General features: G+C 31.2%; 20 protein-coding genes. 10 read left to right on the forward strand and 10 right to left on the reverse strand.

From position 1 onward, the window contains the following. Window positions 1-790: 790 nt before the first annotated feature. Complete coding sequence (locus tag IEV63_RS04705) at window positions 791-1,606, reverse strand: UbiA prenyltransferase family protein (RefSeq protein WP_188405640.1); 816 nt, start codon at window positions 1,604-1,606, stop codon at window positions 791-793. Between the two features lie 128 nt (window positions 1,607-1,734). On the opposite strand from IEV63_RS04705, the gene gcvP reads away from it, so the two are divergent. The 6 genes from gcvP to IEV63_RS04735 all read left to right on the forward strand — a co-directional run bounded on the left by gcvP (window position 1,735) and on the right by IEV63_RS04735 (window position 10,210). Then, window positions 1,735-4,584, forward strand: coding sequence for an aminomethyl-transferring glycine dehydrogenase (gene gcvP, locus IEV63_RS04710; protein WP_188405641.1), 2,850 nt, complete (start codon window positions 1,735-1,737; stop codon window positions 4,582-4,584). 204 nt (window positions 4,585-4,788) lie between these two features. Beyond that, entirely contained in the window at window positions 4,789-5,994 is a 1,206-nt protein-coding gene (locus IEV63_RS04715) for a sensor histidine kinase (protein WP_188405642.1), read from the forward strand. Window positions 5,995-6,026: 32 nt separating this feature from the next. Further along, a complete protein-coding gene (locus IEV63_RS04720; protein ID WP_188405643.1) occupies window positions 6,027-7,946 on the forward strand; it encodes a BatA domain-containing protein in 1,920 nt (639 codons plus the stop codon). 6 nt (window positions 7,947-7,952) lie between these two features. Further along, a complete protein-coding gene (locus IEV63_RS04725) occupies window positions 7,953-9,179 on the forward strand; it encodes a dihydroorotase (protein WP_188405644.1) in 1,227 nt (408 codons plus the stop codon). Between the two features lie 16 nt (window positions 9,180-9,195). Continuing rightward, entirely contained in the window at window positions 9,196-9,558 is a 363-nt protein-coding gene (locus IEV63_RS04730) for a hypothetical protein (RefSeq protein WP_188405645.1), read from the forward strand. Between the two features lies 1 nt (window position 9,559). Beyond that, a complete protein-coding gene (locus tag IEV63_RS04735; RefSeq protein ID WP_188405646.1) occupies window positions 9,560-10,210 on the forward strand; it encodes an alpha/beta hydrolase in 651 nt (216 codons plus the stop codon). 78 nt (window positions 10,211-10,288) lie between these two features. Here the strand turns inward: IEV63_RS04735 and IEV63_RS04740 are convergent, their stop codons facing one another. The 3 genes from IEV63_RS04740 to prfB form a co-directional block, all read right to left on the reverse strand. Further along, window positions 10,289-11,050 carry a hypothetical protein gene (locus IEV63_RS04740; protein WP_229737179.1) on the reverse strand — a complete coding sequence of 254 codons (762 nt, stop codon included), beginning with the start codon at window positions 11,048-11,050 and terminating at the stop codon, window positions 10,289-10,291. Between the two features lie 160 nt (window positions 11,051-11,210). Further along, window positions 11,211-11,558 carry an arsenate reductase (glutaredoxin) gene (arsC, locus tag IEV63_RS04745; protein ID WP_188405647.1) on the reverse strand — a complete coding sequence of 116 codons (348 nt, stop codon included), beginning with the start codon at window positions 11,556-11,558 and terminating at the stop codon, window positions 11,211-11,213. A 12-nt stretch (window positions 11,559-11,570) separates the two neighbouring features. Continuing rightward, a protein-coding gene (prfB, locus tag IEV63_RS04750; RefSeq protein ID WP_188405648.1) for a peptide chain release factor 2 occupies window positions 11,571-12,672 on the reverse strand; the annotation gives its coding sequence in 2 pieces (ribosomal slippage) (window positions 11,571-12,608 and window positions 12,610-12,672; 1,101 coding nt in all). A gap of 93 nt (window positions 12,673-12,765) precedes the next feature. On the opposite strand from prfB, the gene IEV63_RS04755 reads away from it, so the two are divergent. Then, window positions 12,766-13,791 (forward strand): threonine aldolase family protein, encoded by a 1,026-nt coding sequence (locus IEV63_RS04755; RefSeq protein ID WP_188405649.1) that lies wholly within the window; start codon window positions 12,766-12,768, stop codon window positions 13,789-13,791. Here IEV63_RS04755 and IEV63_RS04760 read toward each other — a convergent pair. Continuing rightward, a complete protein-coding gene (locus IEV63_RS04760; protein ID WP_229737188.1) occupies window positions 13,788-14,645 on the reverse strand; it encodes a Brp/Blh family beta-carotene 15,15'-dioxygenase in 858 nt (285 codons plus the stop codon). The two genes, IEV63_RS04755 and IEV63_RS04760, sit on opposite strands and share 4 nt — an antisense overlap. 147 nt (window positions 14,646-14,792) lie before the next feature. Here IEV63_RS04760 and IEV63_RS04765 point away from each other — a divergent pair, with 147 nt between their 5' ends. Further along, window positions 14,793-15,533 carry a bacteriorhodopsin-like gene (locus IEV63_RS04765; protein WP_188405651.1) on the forward strand — a complete coding sequence of 247 codons (741 nt, stop codon included), beginning with the start codon at window positions 14,793-14,795 and terminating at the stop codon, window positions 15,531-15,533. A 322-nt stretch (window positions 15,534-15,855) separates the two neighbouring features. Here IEV63_RS04765 and cdaA read toward each other — a convergent pair whose 3' ends face one another. From cdaA to ychF, 4 genes are all read right to left on the reverse strand, one after another. Further along, the gene (gene cdaA, locus IEV63_RS04770) at window positions 15,856-16,635 is read right to left on the reverse strand and encodes a diadenylate cyclase CdaA (protein WP_188405652.1); all 780 of its coding nucleotides are present in this window, start codon (window positions 16,633-16,635) and stop codon (window positions 15,856-15,858) included. Between the two features lie 18 nt (window positions 16,636-16,653). Next, window positions 16,654-17,475: a dihydropteroate synthase gene (folP, locus tag IEV63_RS04775; protein ID WP_188405653.1), complete on the reverse strand. Its 822-nt coding sequence runs from the start codon at window positions 17,473-17,475 to the stop codon at window positions 16,654-16,656. Window positions 17,476-17,484: 9 nt separating this feature from the next. Then, window positions 17,485-18,039 carry a glutathione peroxidase gene (locus IEV63_RS04780; protein WP_188405654.1) on the reverse strand — a complete coding sequence of 185 codons (555 nt, stop codon included), beginning with the start codon at window positions 18,037-18,039 and terminating at the stop codon, window positions 17,485-17,487. A gap of 84 nt (window positions 18,040-18,123) precedes the next feature. Next, window positions 18,124-19,218 carry a redox-regulated ATPase YchF gene (gene ychF, locus IEV63_RS04785; RefSeq protein WP_188405655.1) on the reverse strand — a complete coding sequence of 365 codons (1,095 nt, stop codon included), beginning with the start codon at window positions 19,216-19,218 and terminating at the stop codon, window positions 18,124-18,126. 210 nt (window positions 19,219-19,428) lie between these two features. On the opposite strand from ychF, the gene queA reads away from it, so the two are divergent. Next, window positions 19,429-20,478 (forward strand): tRNA preQ1(34) S-adenosylmethionine ribosyltransferase-isomerase QueA, encoded by a 1,050-nt coding sequence (gene queA, locus IEV63_RS04790; RefSeq protein WP_188405656.1) that lies wholly within the window; start codon window positions 19,429-19,431, stop codon window positions 20,476-20,478. 106 nt (window positions 20,479-20,584) lie between these two features. Beyond that, window positions 20,585-21,874: an O-antigen translocase gene (locus tag IEV63_RS04795; RefSeq protein ID WP_229737180.1), complete on the forward strand. Its 1,290-nt coding sequence runs from the start codon at window positions 20,585-20,587 to the stop codon at window positions 21,872-21,874. On the opposite strand, the gene IEV63_RS04800 is transcribed toward IEV63_RS04795, so the two are convergent. Beyond that, window positions 21,854-22,963: a glycosyltransferase gene (locus tag IEV63_RS04800; protein ID WP_188405658.1), complete on the reverse strand. Its 1,110-nt coding sequence runs from the start codon at window positions 22,961-22,963 to the stop codon at window positions 21,854-21,856. The genes IEV63_RS04795 and IEV63_RS04800 overlap by 21 nt on opposite strands. Window positions 22,964-22,970: the final 7 nt, after the last annotated feature.

Raw genomic sequence — 22,970 nt, forward strand, 5'->3', positions numbered from 1 at the left:
TAATGAACTTCGCTCGATTTCTAAGCGGGTGCAAATGTAATACTATTTTTGATTCTGAAAAGAATTTTATAAAATAAATTTAAAAAAAATTCTGCCGAAATTATATCCCAAAATCAATAAAATAAACCTAAACTTGCGGGGCGCAAAAATACAACCTTTTTTTAAATAATAAACAAAAAAATATAACGAAAATTAAAAATGATTTAAAGAACTGTAAATGTAAAATTTATACAAAATAAGCATCAATATAATTAAGACTAAAACTATAATATTTCTAAAATTTAAATTAAAAACTGGTATTTAATTTTTCAATTTAACCGACACAATAAAAAATTGTAAGCTATTAGGTTTATAAAAATTATAAATGCCTGATAAATATCAGTATACATCAAAATTAAAACCACCACGATGAAAAAAAGAACAATTACTTCAATGTGAATTCATATTATAGTTTATACGAGCAATTCTCATTTTAAAACACTAAAGCTAAATTTATAGTAATTCTCACAAAAAATTTAGTTTGTCAAACAAAAGATTGAATACTATTTATTTAAGCCAAGTGAACTCAAAACACTTAGATTTAACTCAATTCTAGTCAATTTTAAACTAAGGGACATTTTTTAAAAAAACTTATACATAACAAAACAAAAAGTAACTTATTAAACAAAATAAATTTTAGAAGGCAGGTATTAATTGAAAAATATTAGGTTTCTTTTATTTTAAATACAATTCAAATGACTCTGTTTTTTTATACTTATAATCATTAACAATCTTAAATTGTCGGGCATAGTTAATAAAAACAAAACTCTATACATACAAAAATAAAAGAGAATATGGGAACTGATTCAACGTAAAAAGAAGAATAATAAAGTGACTGATTTTTAGAAGAATAGGCAATCAATAAAAATAAAAAAAAACTAAATACAATTGAGAAAATCATATTAGATTCAAAAAAATAAAAAGATAAAATTGTTATAAATATTAATAAAATTCCAGCCAAAATTTTTGCATTAAGGATTCCTAAGATTTGAGGTAAGGTTTGTAATTTGACTAAATCGTATTTCAAATCTCTAATTTCGAAAGGTATCATTAATACAACGACCATCAAAAATTGTTGTAAGAACATATATATATAATCTAACTCAAAGTTTACTTGATACTCAATTATAGGTAAAAAAACACATGTTATAGACCACACCATAGCGATAATATAAATTTTCACTAATGGTAGATTCCGAAGGTTTTTAGCTTTAGAAAAAACTGGAAATGCGTAAATAAAATTTATTATTGATAGAGATATTAAAAGCATAATACTCATTAATCGAAGCTGCACAAGAAAATAAATTGTAAACACAAATGAAATTGCAGAAAAAATCTGAATAGCTCTTAATTGTTTTGTTAAGCTACGATGATGTAATTTAGCTATTCCTGCATATTTCACAAAATTGTAACCAGATATTGTTGCAAAAAAAACACAAAAAATTAAATTTAAATTGACTGTTAATCCTATCTCATAAATCCGCAATAGCATAAATGAAACCACAGCAAGTGCGACATGAAGGCTAGAATGTATATAAAACCGAAATATAAGTTTTACTAATTTCATATCGCAAAACTAGTCCTTTTAAAAAAGTAGTTAACAAATGGTTGAAAAACTTCTTTTTAGAAAGTAATTATTTAACAAAAGTTTCCTTCACAAAAAGTTATTTTTGCACAAACACTAAGCTAAAATTCATGAACACAAACTTATTTGCTTCACGTCATATTGGCGTTAGACCAGATGAGCTTCGAGAAATGCTTGATTCAATAGATGCTGAATCTATAGGTCAGTTAATTTTTGAAACCATTCCAAACGATATTCAGTTAGACCGAGAATTAAACTTACCTCCCGCCCTTAACGAATATGAGTTTGCAAATCATATTCAATTATTAGCGCAAAAAAACAAAATTTACAAATCTTATATAGGTCTTGGCTATCATGAAGCTATCGTGCCTGCTGTTATACAACGCAATGTATTAGAGAACCCAGGTTGGTATACGGCATACACTCCATATCAGGCAGAAATTGCCCAAGGACGATTAGAAGCTTTGCTTAACTTCCAAACCATGATAAGCGACCTTACGCAAATGGAGTTAGCTAATGCTTCTTTGTTAGATGAAGCCACAGCTGCAGCAGAAGCGATGAGTTTACTTTTTGCCGTACGGAGTAAAGCAAAGAAAAAAGCAAAAGCCAACAAATTTTTTGTTTCAAACGAAGTTTTGCCACAAACTTTAGCTCTACTACAAACTCGCTCCACTCCTATTGATATAGAAATTGTAATAGGAAACCATGAAGAGTTCGATTTCTCAGAAGGTTTTTTTGGCGCTCTTGTTCAATATCCAGGAAAGACAGGAAAAGTTTTTGACTATGAAAATTTCACAAAAAAAGCAATTGAAAATGAAATAAAAGTTGCTGTTGGTGCGGACATAATGAGTTTGGTAAAACTAGAAGCTCCTGGTAATTGGGGAGTAGATGTTGTTTATGGTACAACCCAACGTTTCGGAATACCGCTAGGTTATGGTGGTCCACATGCTGCTTATTTTGCAACTAAAGAAGATTACAAAAGAAATATTCCTGGTAGAATTATTGGCGTAACACGCGATTTAGATGGAAACCGTTCTTTACGAATGGCATTACAAACTAGAGAACAGCATATAAAGCGTGACCGTGCTACATCCAACATTTGTACAGCACAAGTTTTGCTTGCTGTAATGTCAAGCTTTTATGGGGTTTTTCATGGTCCTAAAGGTTTACAAAACATCGCAAATCAAATTCACCAAAAAGCAGTTAGTCTCGCTAATGAGCTTGAAAAACTGGGTGTTTACCAAGAAAATGAATTATACTTTGATACAATTTCTTTAAAAACAGATGCAACTAAAATCGAAAAAATAGCTTTACAAAAAGAAGTTAATTTTTATTATCCAGACCAAGAAACAGTTTCAATTTCTATTAATGAAACTACATCTATCGAAGATATTAATAAGATTATATCAATTTTTGCTGAAGCGCTTACTATTGAAAATAAGAAGCTTGAGAGCTTACTTCCTGGTATAATTGAAACTACCAACCTTAGCAGAAAAACTGAATTTTTAAACCATGAAGTTTTTAATTCTTTCCATTCTGAAACTGCTTTAATGCGTTACATTAAAAAGTTAGAACGTAAGGATTTAGCATTAAATCATTCTATGATTTCGCTTGGATCCTGTACAATGAAACTTAACGCTGCCTCAGAAATGTTGCCTCTAAGCAACCCTCAATGGGGAAATATTCACCCCTATGTCCCAGTAAATCAAGCAGCTGGATATCACGAAATGTTAAGCGAATTAGAAGATTATCTTACTGAAATTACTGGTTTTTCTGCAACCTCTCTTCAACCAAACTCTGGAGCTCAAGGCGAATATGCAGGCTTAATGGTTATAAAAGCATATCATGAAGCCAATGGTAATACCCATCGAAATATTTGTTTAGTTCCTTCTTCGGCTCACGGTACTAATCCTGCAAGTGCTGTTATGGCTGGAATGAAAGTAGTAGTTGTAAAAGCAACCGACAAAGGGAATATTGATGTTGATGATTTACGTTCTAAAGCTGAAAAGTATAGCGATAATCTTGCAGCTTTAATGGTAACCTATCCATCAACTCATGGTGTTTTTGAATCTTCTATTAAAGAAATTACTAACTTAATACACCAACACGGAGGTCAAGTTTATATGGATGGAGCTAACATGAATGCGCAAGTTGGCTTAACTAGTCCTGGTAAAATTGGCGCTGATGTTTGTCACCTTAATTTACATAAAACTTTTGCAATTCCACATGGTGGTGGTGGACCTGGTGTTGGTCCCATTTGTGTAGCTGAGCAATTGGTTCCTTTTTTACCATCAAATCCATTAATTAAAACAGGTGGAGAAAATGCAATATCGGCTATTTCGGCTGCTCCTTGGGGTTCTGCATTAGTATGTTTAATTTCATATGCATACATTAGAATGCTAGGAGCTGAAGGATTAAAATCTTCTACAGAATATGCTATTTTAAATGCAAATTACATTAAAGCTAGATTAGCAAATTATTATCCAACTCTATACTCTGGAGAACGTGGTCGTGCAGCTCACGAAATGATAATAGACTGTCGGGATTTCAAAAAAAATGGAATTGAAGTAAAAGATATTGCAAAACGATTAATCGACTATGGCTTTCATGCACCTACTGTTTCATTTCCAGTTGCTGGCACTATGATGATTGAACCTACTGAAAGTGAAGGAAAGGCTGAACTAGACCGTTTTTGCGATGCTATGATAGCAATTCGAGAAGAAATTAAGGAATGCACTAAAGATCAGTCTGAAAATTTATTAACCAATGCTCCACATACTCAAGCTATGTTAACTAAAGATGAATGGAGTTTTCCTTACAGCAGAAAACAAGCTGCTTATCCATTAGCCTTTGTAGAAGAAAACAAGTTCTGGCCAAGTACAAGAAGAGTTGATGAAGCCTATGGAGATCGAAATTTAATGTGTACATGTGCACCGATAGAAGACTATATAACAGAGTAGAAATTAAACTTTTCCTGTAATAAACAGCACTATTACAGAAATCGCGATCAATATAAGTATTTCGAGAAGCCCATATTTTAAATACAAAATATGGGCTTCTTTATCTATTAATCTCATTATCCAAATTTAACATATTAAACTTCTGCTTTACATTTAATTCTAGATTTCACATTAATTTTGTAAATTGCGAAAGAATACGATTGAATGAAGACTACACCAATACCAGCAGAAGAAGTTAACCGACTTAAAGCATTGCGCAATCTAAAAATACTAGATACAGCGCCAGAAAAACAATTCGACGAAGTCTCAGAATTAGCTTCTTTAATTTGTGAAACTCCTGTAGCTCTAATTTCATTACTCGACAAAAATAGACAGTGGTTCAAATCTTGTATTGGTTTTTCTACAAATGAAACAGAAAGAGAAATTTCGTTTTGTAATTATACCATTAAAAGTGATCAAGAAATATTCGAAATTTCAGACGCACGTATCGATTCACGCTTTAAAAACAATCCGCTTACATTTGGAGAAAAACCTATTATATTTTATGCAGGGGTTGCCCTTCGAGATGATAATGGTTTTGCACTAGGAACGCTATGTGTTATAGATCATAAACCAAAAACTTTAAACAATAAACAACGAAAAGCTTTAGCTTACTTAGGAAATCAAGTAGTACAATTATTTAATATTCGTTTAAAAAATAACATTTTAAGAGAATCTCAAAAATTACTTAAAGAAAAAAATAACCAACTAAAAAACTTTGCTGGAGTCGTTTCGCACGACATGAAAATGCCTTTAGCAAATATGATTGTAACCATCGATATTTTAAAATCTAAGTATGGAAAAAAAATTGATGAAGCAGGAATAGAATACTTGCGAAACTTAAAACGGTCTGCTTTTAAGCTGAGTGACTATATTAGTAATATTCTAACACATTACGAATCTGATTCTATTACCGATGGAAACCAAATTGAAGTGTTCGAAATTAATACTCTAATTGAAGACATCGTTGAAATGTTAGATGTAACTGAAGATTATGAGTTGCACTATCCTAAAAATGTTAAACTCTCTACTAACCGAGTAGCTTTAGAACAAATTTTACTAAATCTAATTGGTAACTGCTTTAAATACAACGATAAAGAAAAAATTATTATTAGTGTAGAGTGTTACGAAGATGATGGTTATTACAATTTTGTTGTAACCGACAATGGCATTGGCATACCAAAAGAAAAACAGGCTAGTATTTTTAATTTATTTACAACAGCTGCTGACAAAGATAGGCGTGGTAGTAAAGGAAATGGTATCGGCCTTTCCACGGTTAAAAAAATTATTAGAAACCTTGGTGGAGATATTAAAGTCGAATCTAAAGTTGGAATTAAAACAAGTTTTAAATTTTTTATTGAAAAAGAATAATCATTCCTTTGTAATCTACATTTGTAATTTATATGATACAGTTTAAACACCCAGAATATCTGTATTTACTTTTCTTATTGTTGATTCCTATTTTAATTCATTTATTTCAACTCAGAAAATTCACAAAAGTAAATTTTACCAATGTTGCCATCTTAAAAATACTAGAACTCCAATCTAGAAAAAGCAAGAATTTAAAAAAATACATTATTTTAACTTTGCGAATGTTAGCGCTTTCTGCTCTGATTTTAGCTTTTACTCAACCCTATATTCCAGCATCTAAAGAAGCTCTTAACACTCCAAATTATAGCATTTACTTAGATAATTCATTTAGCATGCAAATGCCGAGTAGTAAAGGAAATTTACTTAAACAAGCTCAACAAGAATTGGCTGAAATTATTCCAGAAGATGCTAATATTCATTTTTTTACTAATAATGCTTCTTTTAAAGATTTAAATAGCAATACATTTAAAAATGAATTGTTAAAAACTACTTTCTCGCATCAACAATTAAAACTAGATAATGCAATTAAAAAGGCAGAAATAGATCATAACAATGCTTCAGGTAAACAAAAAATTATTGCAGTATCCGATTTTCAATTAGAAGACGAAGTAGATTACAATAGCTTAATTGAAAAAGAACATGTTTCATTATTACAAATTAAACCTCAACCCAAAATTAATTTTAGCATTGTTAATCTTAAATTAAACGATGAAAGAAACTTATTAGAAATAGAGCTTTCAGCTTCAGAAAATAATAAAGAAGCTTTACAGGTATCTGTATGGAATCAAGAGCAATTACTAGCAAAACAGTTGGTAGAATTTCAAAACACCGCTTCACAAAATATTGAAATTTCTTTGGCTAAGGAACAAATTAATGCAGGGCATGTTGAAATTGAAGATGATGCCCTGCAATACGATAACCGGTTTTATTTTAGTATAAATGCTGCAAAAAAAATAAACGTGCTTAGTATTTATGAAGAAGACGCTTCGTTTTTGAAACGTATATTTCGTAATAATGAATTTAAATTGAATTCGTATTCAATTCAAAATTTAGACTATTCACAAATTGAAAAAGCAAATTTTATTGTTCTCAACGGTCTAAAACACATACCACAACAACTGCAAAAATCACTTCGAGAATTTAGTAATAAAAATCAGTCTTTTGTGGTAATTCCTAATGAAGATGCCAATGTTTCAAATTACAATTCTTTCTTAACATCTTTTAACTTAGGAAGCATAAGCATCAAAAAAACAAATCAGCAAAAAATTACAGGTATCTATTTTGAACATCCTTTGCTTAAAAATGTGTTTACTTCAACAATTAGCAACTTCGAATATCCTTTAACTCGAAGTCATTTTAGTATTCAAACAAAAGCTAAACCTATTATAAGCTATGCTAATCAAGAAGCTTTTTTGGCTAGCTCTGGAAAGAATTATTTATTTGCTTCTAGCTTTAGTACAGAAAACTCAAACTTTGTAAATTCTCCGCTTATTGTACCATTATTGTATAATATGGCAAGAGAAAGTGTTTTAAAGCCTTCCATTTACGATTTTACAAATACAAAAAACTCTTATCAGATTAATGCATCAATTGGCAAAGATGAAGTGTTAAAATTAGTAAAACAAGAAGATGTATTTATTCCGCAACAGCAAAAATATAATCAAAATATAAAATTAACTACGGCCGAACTCAATTTACAAGCTGGCACTTACCAAGTAAAAAATAAAGATTCGGTATACCAATACCTTAGTTTTAATTACCCCCGAACAGAAAGTAATTTAAACTATTTAAATTCAAATAAGCTAAAACAACAATCAAATTTAAATAGTATATCTGGCTTTTTTGAAAATGAAATAGCACTCCAGGAAGTTAATCATTATTGGAAAATCTTAGTTATTTTTGCTTTGTTATTTTTAATTTTAGAAATGTTATCACTTCGGTACCTTAAATAATTATACATGAAAACTCTTATAAAATCTGTAAAAATAATAGATGAAACCAGCCCGTATCATTTAAAGATTAAAGACATTTTTATTGAAAATGGAAAAATTTTACAAATCGAAGATCAATTAAGTACAGATGCTACTAAGATAATTAATGCAGCCGATTTACATATTTCTCCAGCTTGGTTTGATGCAGGTGTTTCATTTGGTGAACCTGGTTTTGAAGAGCGAGAAAATATTGCTAACGGTTTAAAAGTAGCCGAAAAAAGTGGATTTAGCGATATAGCTATTACAGCAAGTAATTCGCCCTGCACAGACTCTAAAAGTGTTTTCGAAAGTTTAAAGGAAAAATCTAGTAAAAGCAAAACTAAAATACATCCTACAGCAACACTTACAAAAGCGTTAAATGGAAAAGATTTAGCCGAATTGTACGACTTATTCCAGGCTGGAGCAAGGGTGTTTTCTGATGATTTACAACCCATTAGAAATCCTAATTTACTCAAGCTTGCTCTTCAGTATACCCAAAGTTTTGGTGGTTGTGTTGCATCTTTTCCATTAGAAAATAAAATTGCTAATAATGCTCAAGTTCACGAAAGTATGAATAGCACAAAATTAGGATTAAAAGGCATGCCTAGCTTAGCTGAAACACTTCAAATAAATAGAGATTTAGCTATACTAGCCTATACAGGTGGAAAGCTACATATTCCATTAGTAAGCACCGCACAAGGAATTGAATTGATTAAAGCGGCAAAAAAGAAAGGTTTACAAGTTTCGTGTAGCGTTGCTGTGCATCATTTATATTTTGATGATGAAAAAATATTAAATTTTGATGCTGACTTTAAAGTTTTTCCACCATTACGAAGTAAAGACGATGTAAAGGCATTGCAAAAAGCTGTAAAAGATGGAGTTGTAGATTTTGTAACGAGCGATCATAGACCGATAAACCAGGAATTAAAAGAAGTAGATTTTGTACTTGCTGCTCATGGAAGTATTGGTTTAGAAAGTGCATTTGGCGCATTAAACAAAATTTTAGGTGTAGAATTAAGTGTTAAAATGCTCACAAACGGAAGAAAAGTTTATGGCTTACCCGAACACAAAATCGATGTAAATACTAAAGGAAAATTTACGCTATTTACCAGCCAAGATCAGTATAAATTCACCTTAAATCATATTTTATCGAAATCTAAAAATTCAATCTTCTTAAATGAAGATTTAAATGGAAAAGTAATCGATTTAATTTAACTTACCTATAAAACAAATGAGCAAACCGCTAAATAAACAAGAAAGAAAAGGAAAAGTTGCTGCGATTGTTGGCTATCTAACAATTTTTGGAAGCATTTTAGCCTTATTTTTAAATAGCGAAGAGAACAAAACCAAATTTGGTAGTTTCCATGTGCGGCAAGGTTTAGGTCTAAACTTAGTATTTATTTTATTTGGAGTAATTTTAAATGGTGTTTTTGAATACTTAAGTGAAACACAAAACCTAATGGTTGCTTCTGCATTTTATTTAGCCTACTTTATACTATGGGTTTATGGTTTTGTAGCCGCTGTTTCTGGACAACAAAAAAGAGTACCTATTCTTGGCAATCTATTTCAAACAACATTTAAATCGCTAACTTAAAATGACGACAAAAAACTTAAGCCTAACACATAATGTAAGACCATCTAGCTTAACCAATAATGCTCCACTCCTACTATTACTTCATGGATATGGTAGCGATGAAAATGACTTGTTTTCGTTTGCTTCAGAATTACCTAAAGAGTACATCATTATATCAGCAAAAGCTCCTTACGCACTTCAGCCATATGGAAACGCTTGGTATGCTATTAATTTTGATACTGCTGGCGATAAGTTTTCAGATACCGAACAAGCAATTACATCTCGAGAGCTAATTATGAAATTTGTAAACGAATTAATTAAAGCTTATCCTATAGATGAAAATAATATAAATTTATTAGGCTTTAGCCAAGGTGCAATATTAAGCTTTGCATGCGCACTATCCTACCCTGAAAAATTCAACAGAATAATTGGTTTAAGTGGTTACATCGATAAAAATATGCTGCTTGCCGGGTACGAGCAAAACGATTTTTCGAAACTTAAAATTTATAATTCACATGGAAGTGTAGATCAGGTTATTCCTGTAGAATGGGCACGAAATAATAAACCAATACTCCAAAGTTTAGAGATTGATTTTATGTATGAAGAATTCCCCGTAGGACATGGAGTTGCACCACAAAATTTTACAAGTTTTAAAAATTGGCTTACCGATTAAATTTACTCTGATGCATCTAATTTGTTATCTATTTTTACAAAAGCTTAGATGGTAGATAATTTCAAAAAAAACTTAAGTTTATTTTACTTCAACATGAATATGGTCATCATGCCTTACTGTACCACAACCATGATAAATTAGCTTTTCATTATTTAAACCTAAACGTGTTTTTAAATGGGGTTCGATAAAAATAGTTTGCACAAAATCTTCTGCTAAAAAGTCATTTAAGAAATTTCGATTTATAATTTCATCAAATTTAAGTTTAGGATTAACAGTTCCTAAAGTAATAAACTTAGTAAAATCATATTGACTGTAACCCGTATTCAAACATTCATTAATTTGGTTAACTTCTCCCTTTAACGGACTTTCAAAAATGCCATATCCACTAAAAGATGGCTTTGCATTGGTTAATTGATTATTTTCTTGGTAAATAAATGAAATATCTATTTTTTTTCCATCATTATGATAGCGGTGTGGTAATAAAGGAAATCCGTCTAAAAATGGAAAATTAGCATCCAAATATACCAATTGAATTCCTGGATTATTCTCAGATAAGTCCTTACCCATATTTTGTAATACTTGATGAAGCTCTTTTGTAACGTAATTACGATTGCTCCAACTATAGAATGAAGAATGTGGTTGTACAAATGCAGTAGACTTAATTTTAACTCTTCCAAATAAAGAAGCTAATTTGGGGACTAAAACATAAGTAGCCACTACATATAAACTTAAAAAAATTAAACTTCTAAACAAGAACGCCTTAGTTTTAAGCTTTGTAGTTACGGCTAGCGTAATTAAATAAATTATTCCCCCTATTTGTGTAATTACAGTTAACAGCAAAAAAAGAGCAATTTTACTTACAAATACAAGAGACTTTACTTTAGAACTCTTTTGTATATGAGTTTGTTGTCTTGTTAATCTTAAACTCCTCATGCGTTGCAAAATAAAAAACATAAATTATAGAAGCTATTATTAAACAAATGTAGCATTAATCGCATAATTATTTAATGAATTCCAAAATATTATCAATGGGCCTGCCTATTACGGCTTTATCACCCTTCACTACAATTGGACGCTCTATAAGCTTAGGATTAGTATGCATGGCATATATAATTTCTGAATCTGATAAATCTTTAGCTTTATAACTTTCTTTCCAAATCTTTTCATTTTTGCGAATTAAATCTATAGGATGTATGTTTAGCATTTGAATCAACTTTTCTAATTCATTAATACTAGGCACATTTTCTAAATATTTGATCACTTCAAAATCAATATTTCGCTCTTCTAGAAGCTGTAAACCTTCTCTAGATTTTTTGCACCTTGGATTATGATAAATTTTTGTTTTCATAAGTTTTCAATGTTAATCATTTTCATTTTTTTGTCCCATCATCATTAAGTAAGCTTTTAAAAAGGCATTGATATCTCCATTCATTACAGCATCTACATTTCCTGTTTCGTGGGTGGTACGCACATCTTTAACTAATTTATAAGGATGCATAACATAATTGCGTATTTGAGAGCCCCATTCTATACTTTTTTTGTTAGCTTCAATCTCTTTTCGAGCAGCTTGCTGTTTTTCTAATTCAATTTGATATAATTGTGACTTAAGCATTTTGATGGCTTTTTCTCTATTTTCTAATTGCGATCGTGTTTCGGAATTATGAATAACAATTCCAGATGGTTCGTGAGATAGAATAACTTTAGTTTCTACTTTATTCACATTTTGACCTCCTGCCCCACTCGAACGAGCAAAATCCCAACTTATATCTGCTGGATTAATATCAATTTCAATCGAATCGTCTGCTAAAGGATAAACATAAACCGACGCAAATGAAGTATGCCTTTTTGCATTACTATCAAATGGAGAAATACGAACCAAACGATGTACCCCATTTTCACCCTTCAACCAACCAAACGCAAATTCGCCATCAATTTCTAAGGTTACTGTTTTTACTCCAGCTACATCTCCTGCTTGGTGGTTTAGTTCTTTAATTTTAAATTTTCTTTTCTCGGCCCACATCATATACATTCGCATCAACATTTCTGCCCAATCGCAACTTTCGGTTCCACCAGCACCCGCAGTAATTTGAAGCACAGCAGAAAGCTGATCGCCTTCATCCGATAACATATTTTTAAATTCTAAGTCTTCAATTGCTTGCATGGCTTTCTCATAGCGTGCCATAACATCGGCTTCTTCAGCTTCATCTTCTTTAAAAAACTCAAACAAAACTTCTAAATCTTCAGTTAAGCTAGAAGCTTCTTCATAATCTTTAACCCATTGTTTTTCTGCATTAATCTTTTGCATTAACAATTGGGCTTCCTGTGGTTTATCCCAAAAATCAGGCGCAAAGGTTTTCTCTTCTTGATTTGCTATTTCAATGCGTTTAGCATCTAAGTCAAAGATACTGGTTTAAGTAAGTTAAGCGTTTTTTTAATGCTTGAAGATGGTCTATGTTTATCATTTTGTTCTTTTTTTATGCAGTAAACAAATGTAATTTATTAAGAAATAAAGTCTGTAATTTTCTAAATATTTTTATAGCTTTAACACAAAAAAAATGCACATAGATTTACGAAGCGATACGGTTACTAAACCAACAAAAGGAATGTTAAAAGCAATAGTTGAAGCCAAAGTTGGAGACGATGTATATAAAGAAGACCCGAGTGTAAATGCCTTGGAAGACTATCTGGCTGATTTTTTCGGAAAAGAATCAGCTTTGTATTTTCCTACCGGAAGTATGGCAAACCAAGCAGCTATAAAATTACATACCAATCCAGCAGAACAGTTAATATGTGACAAGTGGGGACACGTTTATAATTATGAAGGTGGTGGTGTTTCATTTAATTCGGGAGTTTCTTGTAAATTAGTAGACGGCACACGTGGAAAAATTACTCCAGAGTTAGTTGAAGCGGCTATTAACCCTCCAGATTTTTACCATAGTCCAAAAACAAGCCTAGTTTGTGTTGAAAATACTACCAACAAAGGCGGTGGTGCATGCTATGACATAAGCGAATTAAAATCAATTTACGAAGTTTGTAAAAAACATAATTTAGGTTACCACATGGATGGAGCTCGTATTGCCAACGCAATTGTAGCAAAAAAACAAGACCCTAAAGAATTTGGAAAATTGTTTGACACCATTACCATATGTTTATCTAAAGGACTTGGTGCTCCAATGGGAACGGTTTTAATTGGAAATGAAAAAATCATGGAAAATGCCATGCGAGTTCGAAAAGTATTAGGAGGCGGAATGCGGCAAGTTGGATTTATGGCTGCAGCTGGTTTGTACGCACTTAAAAATCAATTTAATCGTTTAAAAGAAGATCACATTAAAGCAACCGAAATAGGCCAAATGCTTACAAGTTTAAAATTCATTAAAAATGTTGAACCTGTAGATACTAATATTGTTATTTTTTATTTAGATGAAGTTATAGATCCTACGCATTTTATGGCTAATTTAAACAAAATGGGAATTAGAATAAGTGACATGGGCGATGGAAAAATGCGAATTGTTACTCATTTAGACTATACTGAGCAAATGCATAACTATTTGTTAGAAAATTTTAATAAAGCAGTAAATTAATTTTTAGATTTTAAATAACTAAACATTTTTCCCATAACAATTACATGTGGAAAGGTAATCGCGGCAATAAATGTAAAAAGCAAACTATAAAATAATTTGGTTTCATAAAAAAAGTAAACAAAAATACCTAAACCAATTACAGATACAAACCAATATATTCCTGCATCCTTAAAGTATTTTTTAAAACCTAAGGTATAGCTAGATTTATATAAAAAATCAATTTGGTCTTTTAATGAAGGTAGGCTATGCCAAAATGTGAAATAAATAGCAAAGCCTAATAGTAAAGGAGTAAACTTAAAAATTAAAGCAAATAATAATAAAATTAAAAATTCTTTAAATAAGGTTTTCAGTTGAAGCCTATTCTTCTTGTAAAAAAATAAACTAAGTATTAAGAGTATTAAAAAGGAAATAAGTGTTAAACTAAAAAACACAAGATTGGTAATTTCAAAATTAGCAATATCTCTTATAACTTGGTTTGTAGCTTCATGTTGAAGCCAAAAAAGCATATTTAAAATACAAAACCCATATAAAAACATAAACAGTTTTTGTGTATTAACATACTTTACACCACTAAAAATCTTTGCCCAATGCTGTTCTCCAAAATGATAGGCACTAAACAAAATAAAAAAAACAAGCGCATAGAACGGAATAAAATAAAACATAATAATAGCCAAAACAACTATCATTATGTATATGATTTTACTTAATAACCTGTTTTTTTTAGATAAAAATTTTGTTTTTTCAATTAACAAAATATCATTAGCACCATGTAAAATACCTACACTTAAGATTAAAAAAAGTGCTAAAATCGAAGCTTGTTTTAACGTAAACAATTGAGCAATAGCAAAACACACCAAACTAGAACTTATTATGATATTCCTAATATTCAAAATGATTAATTATTATGTTGACAAAATTAATCAAAAATATTTCTTAAAACGATAATTTTATGTTTAATCTTTGCTTATGTTTGTTTGAACAAATCAAAAATTTATAACGCTATGAGTAATTTTATGTATTTATTAGCCGATGTCTCAAAAATCGCGAATGACGATTACGTTGGCTTTACGTTTTTTGTAGGTAGTATGGCTATGATGGCTGCTTCTGCCTTTTTCTTTTTATCGCTGAACCAATTTGATACGAAGTGGAGAACTTCTGTATTGGTTTCAGGTTTAATTACATTTATTGCCGCTGTACACTACTTCTACATGCGTGATTATTGGGATGCAGTTGGAGAATCTCCAACATTTTTCCGTTACGTAGACTGGGTATTAACAGTGCCATTAATGTGTGTTGAGTTTTTCTTAATCTTAAGAGCTGCAGGTGCTAAACAAGCATTAATGTGGAAATTAATTTTCTGGTCAGTGGTAATGTTAGTTACAGGTTACATTGGTGAAGCTGTTGCTCCAGGTGCTTCTTGGCAGTGGGGTCTTGTTTCAGGAATCGCTTATTTTGTAATTGTTTACATGATTTGGTTCGGTGAAGCTAGAAAACTTGCAGAATCTGCTGGTGGAAATGTACTTACTGCTCACAAAATCTTATGTTGGTTTGTGCTTGTTGGTTGGGCTATTTATCCAGTTGGATACATCTTAGGTACTCCAGGAGGATTATTTGGATACGACTTTGGTGTTGATGCAAGCTTCATGGATGTTGTTTACAACATTGGTGATGCCATTAACAAAATTGGATTTGGTTTAGTGGTTTATTCACTAGCTGTTAAATCTACTCCAGCTAAAGCATAACTAATTAATGTTTTAAATTTTAAAGTCACTTCTTGATTGAAGTGACTTTTTTATTTTATGACCATTGTCATTTTAAAATTATACACACTAGTATAATTTTGTTGTTGAATTTTAAATCAACCTTTTATGTTTATAACAAATTTACTTTGGGTTAATTGGACAAATGGTGCCATAATAATGACTGTAGTTTTTGGATTAGTCATCGCTGCTTTGGTGGGCGCGGTGTATTATATGTCTAAAAAGGACAAAAGGTTGAAATAAATTTTCATATAGCAAATAGTTTTTTTTACTCCCTGATTATGTACGCGTAGTTAGGGAGTTTTTATTGCATATCATTTTGCAGTTTCTTCACCAAGTCTTTTTCATTATTAAATATTCTAAACTCACCATCTTTAATATAAGAAATCTGACCCGTTTCTTCACTAACGACCAAGGCTAAGGCGTCGGTTTTTTCGGTAATTCCAATAGCAGCTCGATGCCGCAAACCAAAACGCAACGGAATATTACGGTCGTTAGAAACTGGCAGAATAACACGTGTAGCTGTAATTTTAGCATCTTCTATGACAATGGCGCCATCATGCAAAGGTGAATTTTTATAAAAAATAGATTCTAGAATGGGGATATTAAACTCAATTTGCATTTCGTCTCCAGTATTTTTAACAAAATCTAATTTAGTGTTGCGTTGTAAAACTATTAAAGCTCCTGTTTTTGTGCTTCCCATATTTTGGCAAGCTTCAACTAAATCTTCTAAATAAGCTAAGTCATCTAAACTTTTACTCGAGAAATTTATCTTTTGTAAAAAGCCTTTTTTAGATGAAAAATTAGTAGAACCAATCATTAATAAAAACTTCCGAATTTCTTGCTGGAAAACAACAATTAAAGCGAACATTCCTACTCCGATAAATTGACCTAATACATTGCTAAACATTTCCATGTTTAGCAAAAGTGTAAGTTGCCAAAGTAAATAAATAATTACAATACCAATAAAAATATTGATGGCTGCACTGCCTTTTACAAGCCTGTATATATAAAACAGTAAGAAAGCGACTAAGAGTATATCTAGTATATCGAAAAAGCCTATGTCTAAAAAATCTAATCCCATGGCTTAAAAGTAATGATATTAATTGAACTGAGCCAAAAGTTGAATTACTTCTGAAGCTTCTTTTACATCGTGCACTCGTAAAATATGCGCCCCATTTTGCAATGCAATAGTATTTAAAACACTAGTCCCGTTTAGAGCTTCACTAGGCTTGGTTTCTAGTATTTTATAAATCATAGATTTTCTTGAAATCCCTACTAAAATTGGAGTCTGATGAAACTGAAGCGCATTTAAATACTGAAGCAATTGGTAATTTTGTGCAGTGTTTTTTGCAAATCCAAAACCCGGATCAATTATACAATCATTAATACCATATTGCTTAGCTTGATGCAATTTTTCAGAGAAATAAAAATTAACTTCTTCTATTAAATCTGAATAGGAAGTCATTTTTTTCATGTTTTGTGGTGTTCCCTTCATATGCATCATTATGTAAGGAATTTGCAATTGAGCAACGACTTTCATCATATCTGTATCTAGATTTCCTGCTGAAATATCGTTAATTATAGCTGCTCCTTCGCTTACAGCGGCACTTGCCACACTAGAGCGAAAAGTATCTACCGATATATGTATATCTGGAAAATGTTTGATAATTTCATTTAAAATAGGCAACAATCGCTGTTTTTCTTTTTCCTCCGAAATATGGTCTGCACCTGGACGTGAACTATAAGCACCCACATCTATAAATGTGGCACCATCGGTAAGCATTTTTTCAACTTGTTTTAATACTTCTGTTGGATTTTTATATTTGCCCCCATCGTAAAAAGAATCGGGTGTAAGATTTAAAATACCCATTACTTTTGGGCTAGACAAATCAATTAAATTTCCTTTACAGTTAATATGCATACATCTGGTTTAAGATTGTATCCAGTTGGTAATTTCACTATCCATTGGATTGGTTCTTGGCGAGATTACCTTTTCTAACTCTCCACTCCCGTTTAATAGGTATTTTTGAAAATTCCATTCTACTTCGGAGTCGAGTTTTCCGTTTTGATCTTTCTGCGTTAAAAACTGATAAATTGGATGCATGTCTTTTCCTTTTACCGAAATTTTTTGCATCATCGGAAAATTCACTCCATAATTTCGTTCGCAAAATTGAGCAATCTCTTCATTGCTTCCTGGCTCCTGCCCCATAAAATTATTGGCTGGAAAACCTACAATTACAAAGTTCTGATCTTTATATTCTTCATATAAAGCTTGCAAATCTTTGTATTGCGGAGTTAAACCACATTTAGAAGCCGTATTTACTACCATGATTTTTTTTCCTTTTAAGCTTGAAAAATCGAATGTTTCACCTTCAAGCGCAGTAGTTGTAAATTGATGTATGCTCGTATTCATAGTTTGAGATTTTGATTGTGAATTTGCACTAAGTACAAAAAACACACTTAACAGAAATAATATTATTTTCATGATTTTTTTAGTTCAAATGTAATTAAGCTAGTTATTTAAAAGTTTACACAAGACGAGATTTAGCTTAAGTTTGGCATTTTGTAATTATACATTGAATCTAAAATTCATGATGTCTCCATTTTGAACAATATATTCTTTCCCTTCTACTTTTAGTAATCCAGCTTCTTTTACTTTGGCTTCGCTTCCTAATTTGGTAAAATCTTCATATTTAATAACTTCGGCACGAATAAACCCTTTTTCAAAATCGGAATGAATAACACCTGCGGCTTGTGGTGCAGTTGCTCCTACAGGAACTGTCCAGGCTCTGACTTCTTTTTCGCCTGCCGTAAAATAAGTTTGTTGGTTTAATAAATTATAAGCAGAACGTATCAGTTTAGCTACACCAGCTTCATCTAAACCGATGTCTTCTAAAAATAATTTTCGTTCTTCATAATCTTCTAATTCAGCTATATCTGCTTCAATACCAACTGCTAAAACCAGAACTTCTGCACCTTCATCTGCTACTAGTTTTTTGATTTCTTCAACATAAGCATTTCCATTTACAGCAGCTTCTTCGTCCACATTACAAACATATAAAACAGGTTTATCGGTAATTAACTGCATGGGCTTTACAAACTCTTCTCGTTCTTCATCAACAATTTCTATAGCTCTAACCGATTTTCCTGCTTCTAAGCCTTTCTGTAATTTTTCAAGCACAGCAAATTCTTTTATGGCTTCTTTATTTCCAGTTTTAGCAGCACGTTTGGTTTTTTCTAAGCGTTTCTCTACACTTTCTAAATCTTTTAATTGAAGCTCTATATCGATTGTTTCTTTATCTCGAATAGGATTAATATTTCCATCAACATGAACTATATTATCGTTGTCGAAACAACGTAAAACATGTAAAATCGCATCGGTTTCGCGTATGTTGCCCAAAAACTGATTACCTAAACCTTCGCCTTTACTCGCTCCTTTTACTAATCCTGCAATGTCTACAATTTCTACCGTTGCTGGTAATACGCGCTGTGGATTAACTAAGTCGGCTAATTTTTGAAGTCGCGGGTCTGGTACATTAATTACCCCAACATTGGGCTCGATTGTACAAAATGGAAAGTTTGCGCTTTGTGCTTTTGCGTTAGATAAAGAGTTAAACAAGGTCGATTTGCCTACATTGGGAAGTCCTACAATTCCTGCTTTCATATAAATAATTTATAAGGTATATAATCTATTTCAAATTTTCGCAAAGGTAATATTTTATGCGCTACCACAATTAATTTGAAGGAATAGCCCATAAATTATTTAGCCTATTTGAAGTTTTTATGTAAGATAAAATAATTAATGTACCAAAACACTTGACAAGGCCTACTTCCAAGTTGTATATTTGCTGCTTCTTAAATAAAACACCTACAGATGAAATTATCTCAATTTGAATTTGAATTACCCGAAGAATTACTTGCCGATAGACCTGCCGAAAATCGGGACGAATCTAGATTAATGGTTATAAATCGAAAAGATGAAACTATAGAACACAAGCAGTTTAAAGATTTAATTCACTATTTTGATGAGAAGGATGTAATGGTGTTTAATAATACAAAAGTTTTTCCTGCTCGTTTATATGGGAACAAAGAAAAAACTGGTGCCCGAATTGAAGTATTTTTATTACGAGAATTAAATCCCGAAACTAGACTCTGGGATGTGTTGGTTGATCCAGCTAGAAAAATAAGAATTGGTAATAAACTCTATTTTGGAGAAGATGAAAGTTTAGTTGCCGAAGTTATAGATAATACTACATCACGAGGAAGAACTTTGCGATTTTTATATGATGGATCGTATACTGAATTCAGAAAAAAATTAACCGAATTAGGTGAAACACCACTTCCAAAATATATTTCGAGACCTGTTGAACCTGAAGACGAAGAGCGCTACCAAACCATTTATGCTAAAAATGAAGGTGCCGTTGCCGCTCCAACTGCTGGTTTACATTTTTCTAAACATTTAATGAAGCGTCTTGAAATTAAAGGAGTTGATTTTGCCGAAGTAACTTTACATATTGGTCTTGGTACATTTAATCCTGTAGAAGTTGAAGATTTATCGAAGCACAAAATGGATAGTGAACAAATCTCTATTAAGGAAGATGCAACTAAAGTGGTTAATAAAGCTTTAAAAGAAAAAAGAAAAATTTGTGCCGTAGGTACTACAGTAATGAGAACGCTAGAAAGTGCCGTAAACGCTAATTTAACTTTACACGAATACGAAGGTTGGACCAACAAATTTATACATCCTCCTTACGATTTTAGTATTGCTAATTGTATGGTGACCAATTTCCACATGCCAAAATCAACTTTATTAATGATGATTTCTGCTTTTGTTGGTCACGATTTAATGGAAAAAGCATATAAAGAAGCTATTAAGGAAAAGTACAGGTTTTATAGCTACGGAGATGCAATGTTAATTTTGTAACTTTTTATAGTTTATTACAATAAAAACTGCTCTCCTTAAGAGCAGTTTTTTTGTTTATTCCCCATAGATTAAAAACTTCATTTATATTTGAAGTATGCTAAAACAGTTGAAAAAAATAATTACAGCTTCACCTTTATTAAAGGTTACATCCTTCAATTCGGTGAGTGTAATTATTAAAATGATAACTGGATTAGGTGTATCGAAATTAACCGCTTACTTTTTAGGGCCACAGGGAATTGCATTGATAGGAAATTTCAGAAATTTTTTAAACATTGCTCATAACTTTTCGGCTGGAGGCTTAGAACGAGCAGTTGTAAAATACACCGCAGAAACCGAAAATATTCAAAAACAACAAAAAACCTTCATTTCGACTTTGCTGGGTATTGGTTTTGGAGTTTGTGCACTTGTTGGAATACTCATATTTAGCTTTGCTAAACCCATCAACAAACTACTTTTTTTTGAAAAGGATTTTGTTGCTGTAATTCAATTACTAGCTTTTATTTTGCCTTTACATGTTTTACATGTTTATGTTTTAGCTATGATGAAAGCTTTTGAAAAGTTTAATGATATTATTCGCATACATATTATAGGTCATCTTTTAAATTTAATGGTTTTTGCATTTTTAGTCTATTACTTTAATTTACAAGGAGCCTTATTTACGCTAATCATTATTCCTTCTGTTTTAGTGTTTTTTAGTTTATATTATTTTAGAGAAAAATGGTCGATTTTTAAATTGTTTTCTTGGAAATATATCGAAAAAAAGATGCTGAATAATTTTGGCCATTATGCCTTAATGGCTTTAATATCTAGTATTAGCTTTCCTTTGGTATTTTTAGGTATTCGAAGTCTTTTAATAACTGAATTATCTGAAGAAGCTGCGGGCTTTTGGGAAGCTGTAAACCGAATTTCGTCCTACTACCTAATGTTTGTTCTTTCTATTTTAAATCTTTTTATTTTACCAAAGTTAATTAAAGCAAAAAGCAATAAGGATTTTAAACGGATTGTATTTAATTTTTACAAACAAATTATACCTGTGTACCTTCTGGGATTAATTTTGGTTTACTTTATTAGAAAACCACTGATCCTACTTGTTTTTACTGAAGAATTTTTGCCAGCAGAAAACCTTTTTTTATACCAAATATTAGGCGATTTTTTTAGAATAATTACACTGGTTATGGTTTATCAATTTCACGCTAAACGCATGACTTTAATCTTTATTCTTACCGATTTATTTTTAGCCATAATGCTATTTGCAAGTTCATTTTTCATGATTAAAAAAATTGGCCTAGAAGGAGCTGTAATAGCACATTTTATTACTTACATAGCTTACTTTTTAGTAATTCTATCTTATTTTAGAAAAATATTTCTGTTTCCCTTATTTAGGAAAAGTGCTTAATAATTGATGCCACTTTAATGCAATTTCTTTTTCTGAAAAGGCTTCAACTGATGTTTGAGTATTTTTTTTACAAAAGCTATATAATTCATTATCAAAACACATTTCATCTAAAGCACAAGCGAAGTCTGAAATTGAACGCTTTTTTACCAGCAAACCGTTTTTTCTATGCTGGATAACCTCTGAAGGACCTGATGTAAAATCTAAAGAAACCACAGGAGTTCCCATAGCTAAAGATTCTATTAAAACCATCGGAAAACCTTCATATTTGCTGGTTAAACTTACCAATTTGGATTTTTTTATAATAGAAAAAGGTTTTTTTTGATAAGGCAAGAAATGTATTGATGCAGCACAATTTAACTGGCTAGCATAAGTCTCTAATTCATCTTTATCTGGACCATTACCCATAATGAGTAAAGCAATATTGTTAGTTGATAAGTTTGAAGCAGCATAGGCATCGATAAGAAAACGAATATCTTTTGATTGATTTTCGATTCGTCCATAAAACAAAATAAATTGATTTAATTCTAAAACTTGCGCGGGCAAAGGAGTTGTTTCGTGTTGCCAAACATCTGCATATGCGTTTGGAATATAACTCGATTCTTCAATTCCTTGTGATGTAAGTAAATTTTCAAATATAAATTTCGAGACTCCAACGGTATGAAAATTAGATTGGTATATTTTAATAATTTTAGATAAGGGCTTAGCAAAATAAGTTGAACGTTTACTATTATGAACTACATAAATACGCTGTATATTTTTGTATAAATATTTTGCATAAAAAACTTCGCGATAATAATTGTTTTTTGGTCTGTGGTCTATTACCAAATCAATTTTTTGATCTTCAAGGTATTTTTTAAATTTTTCAAAACGCTTAAATCGAGCTAAAGGATGGTTTGCGTTTTCTTTGTCTGCTCCTAAATTATACAATAAACCACTAAATTTGTAATCAATTAAATTAGTTAAAATCGCCACGTGAACTTCATAGCCTAAATTTGATAACAAACCCGATAAAACTGCTGCTGAACGTTCTGCTCCACCTTTAGCTAATGAAACACTAACAATACAGATTTTTGGGAGTGGAGAGTTCATTTTTTTA

It is taken from the genome of Psychroflexus salis, assembly GCF_014640175.1.
In the GTDB taxonomy this organism is placed as follows: Bacteria; Bacteroidota; Bacteroidia; order Flavobacteriales; family Flavobacteriaceae; genus Psychroflexus; species Psychroflexus salis.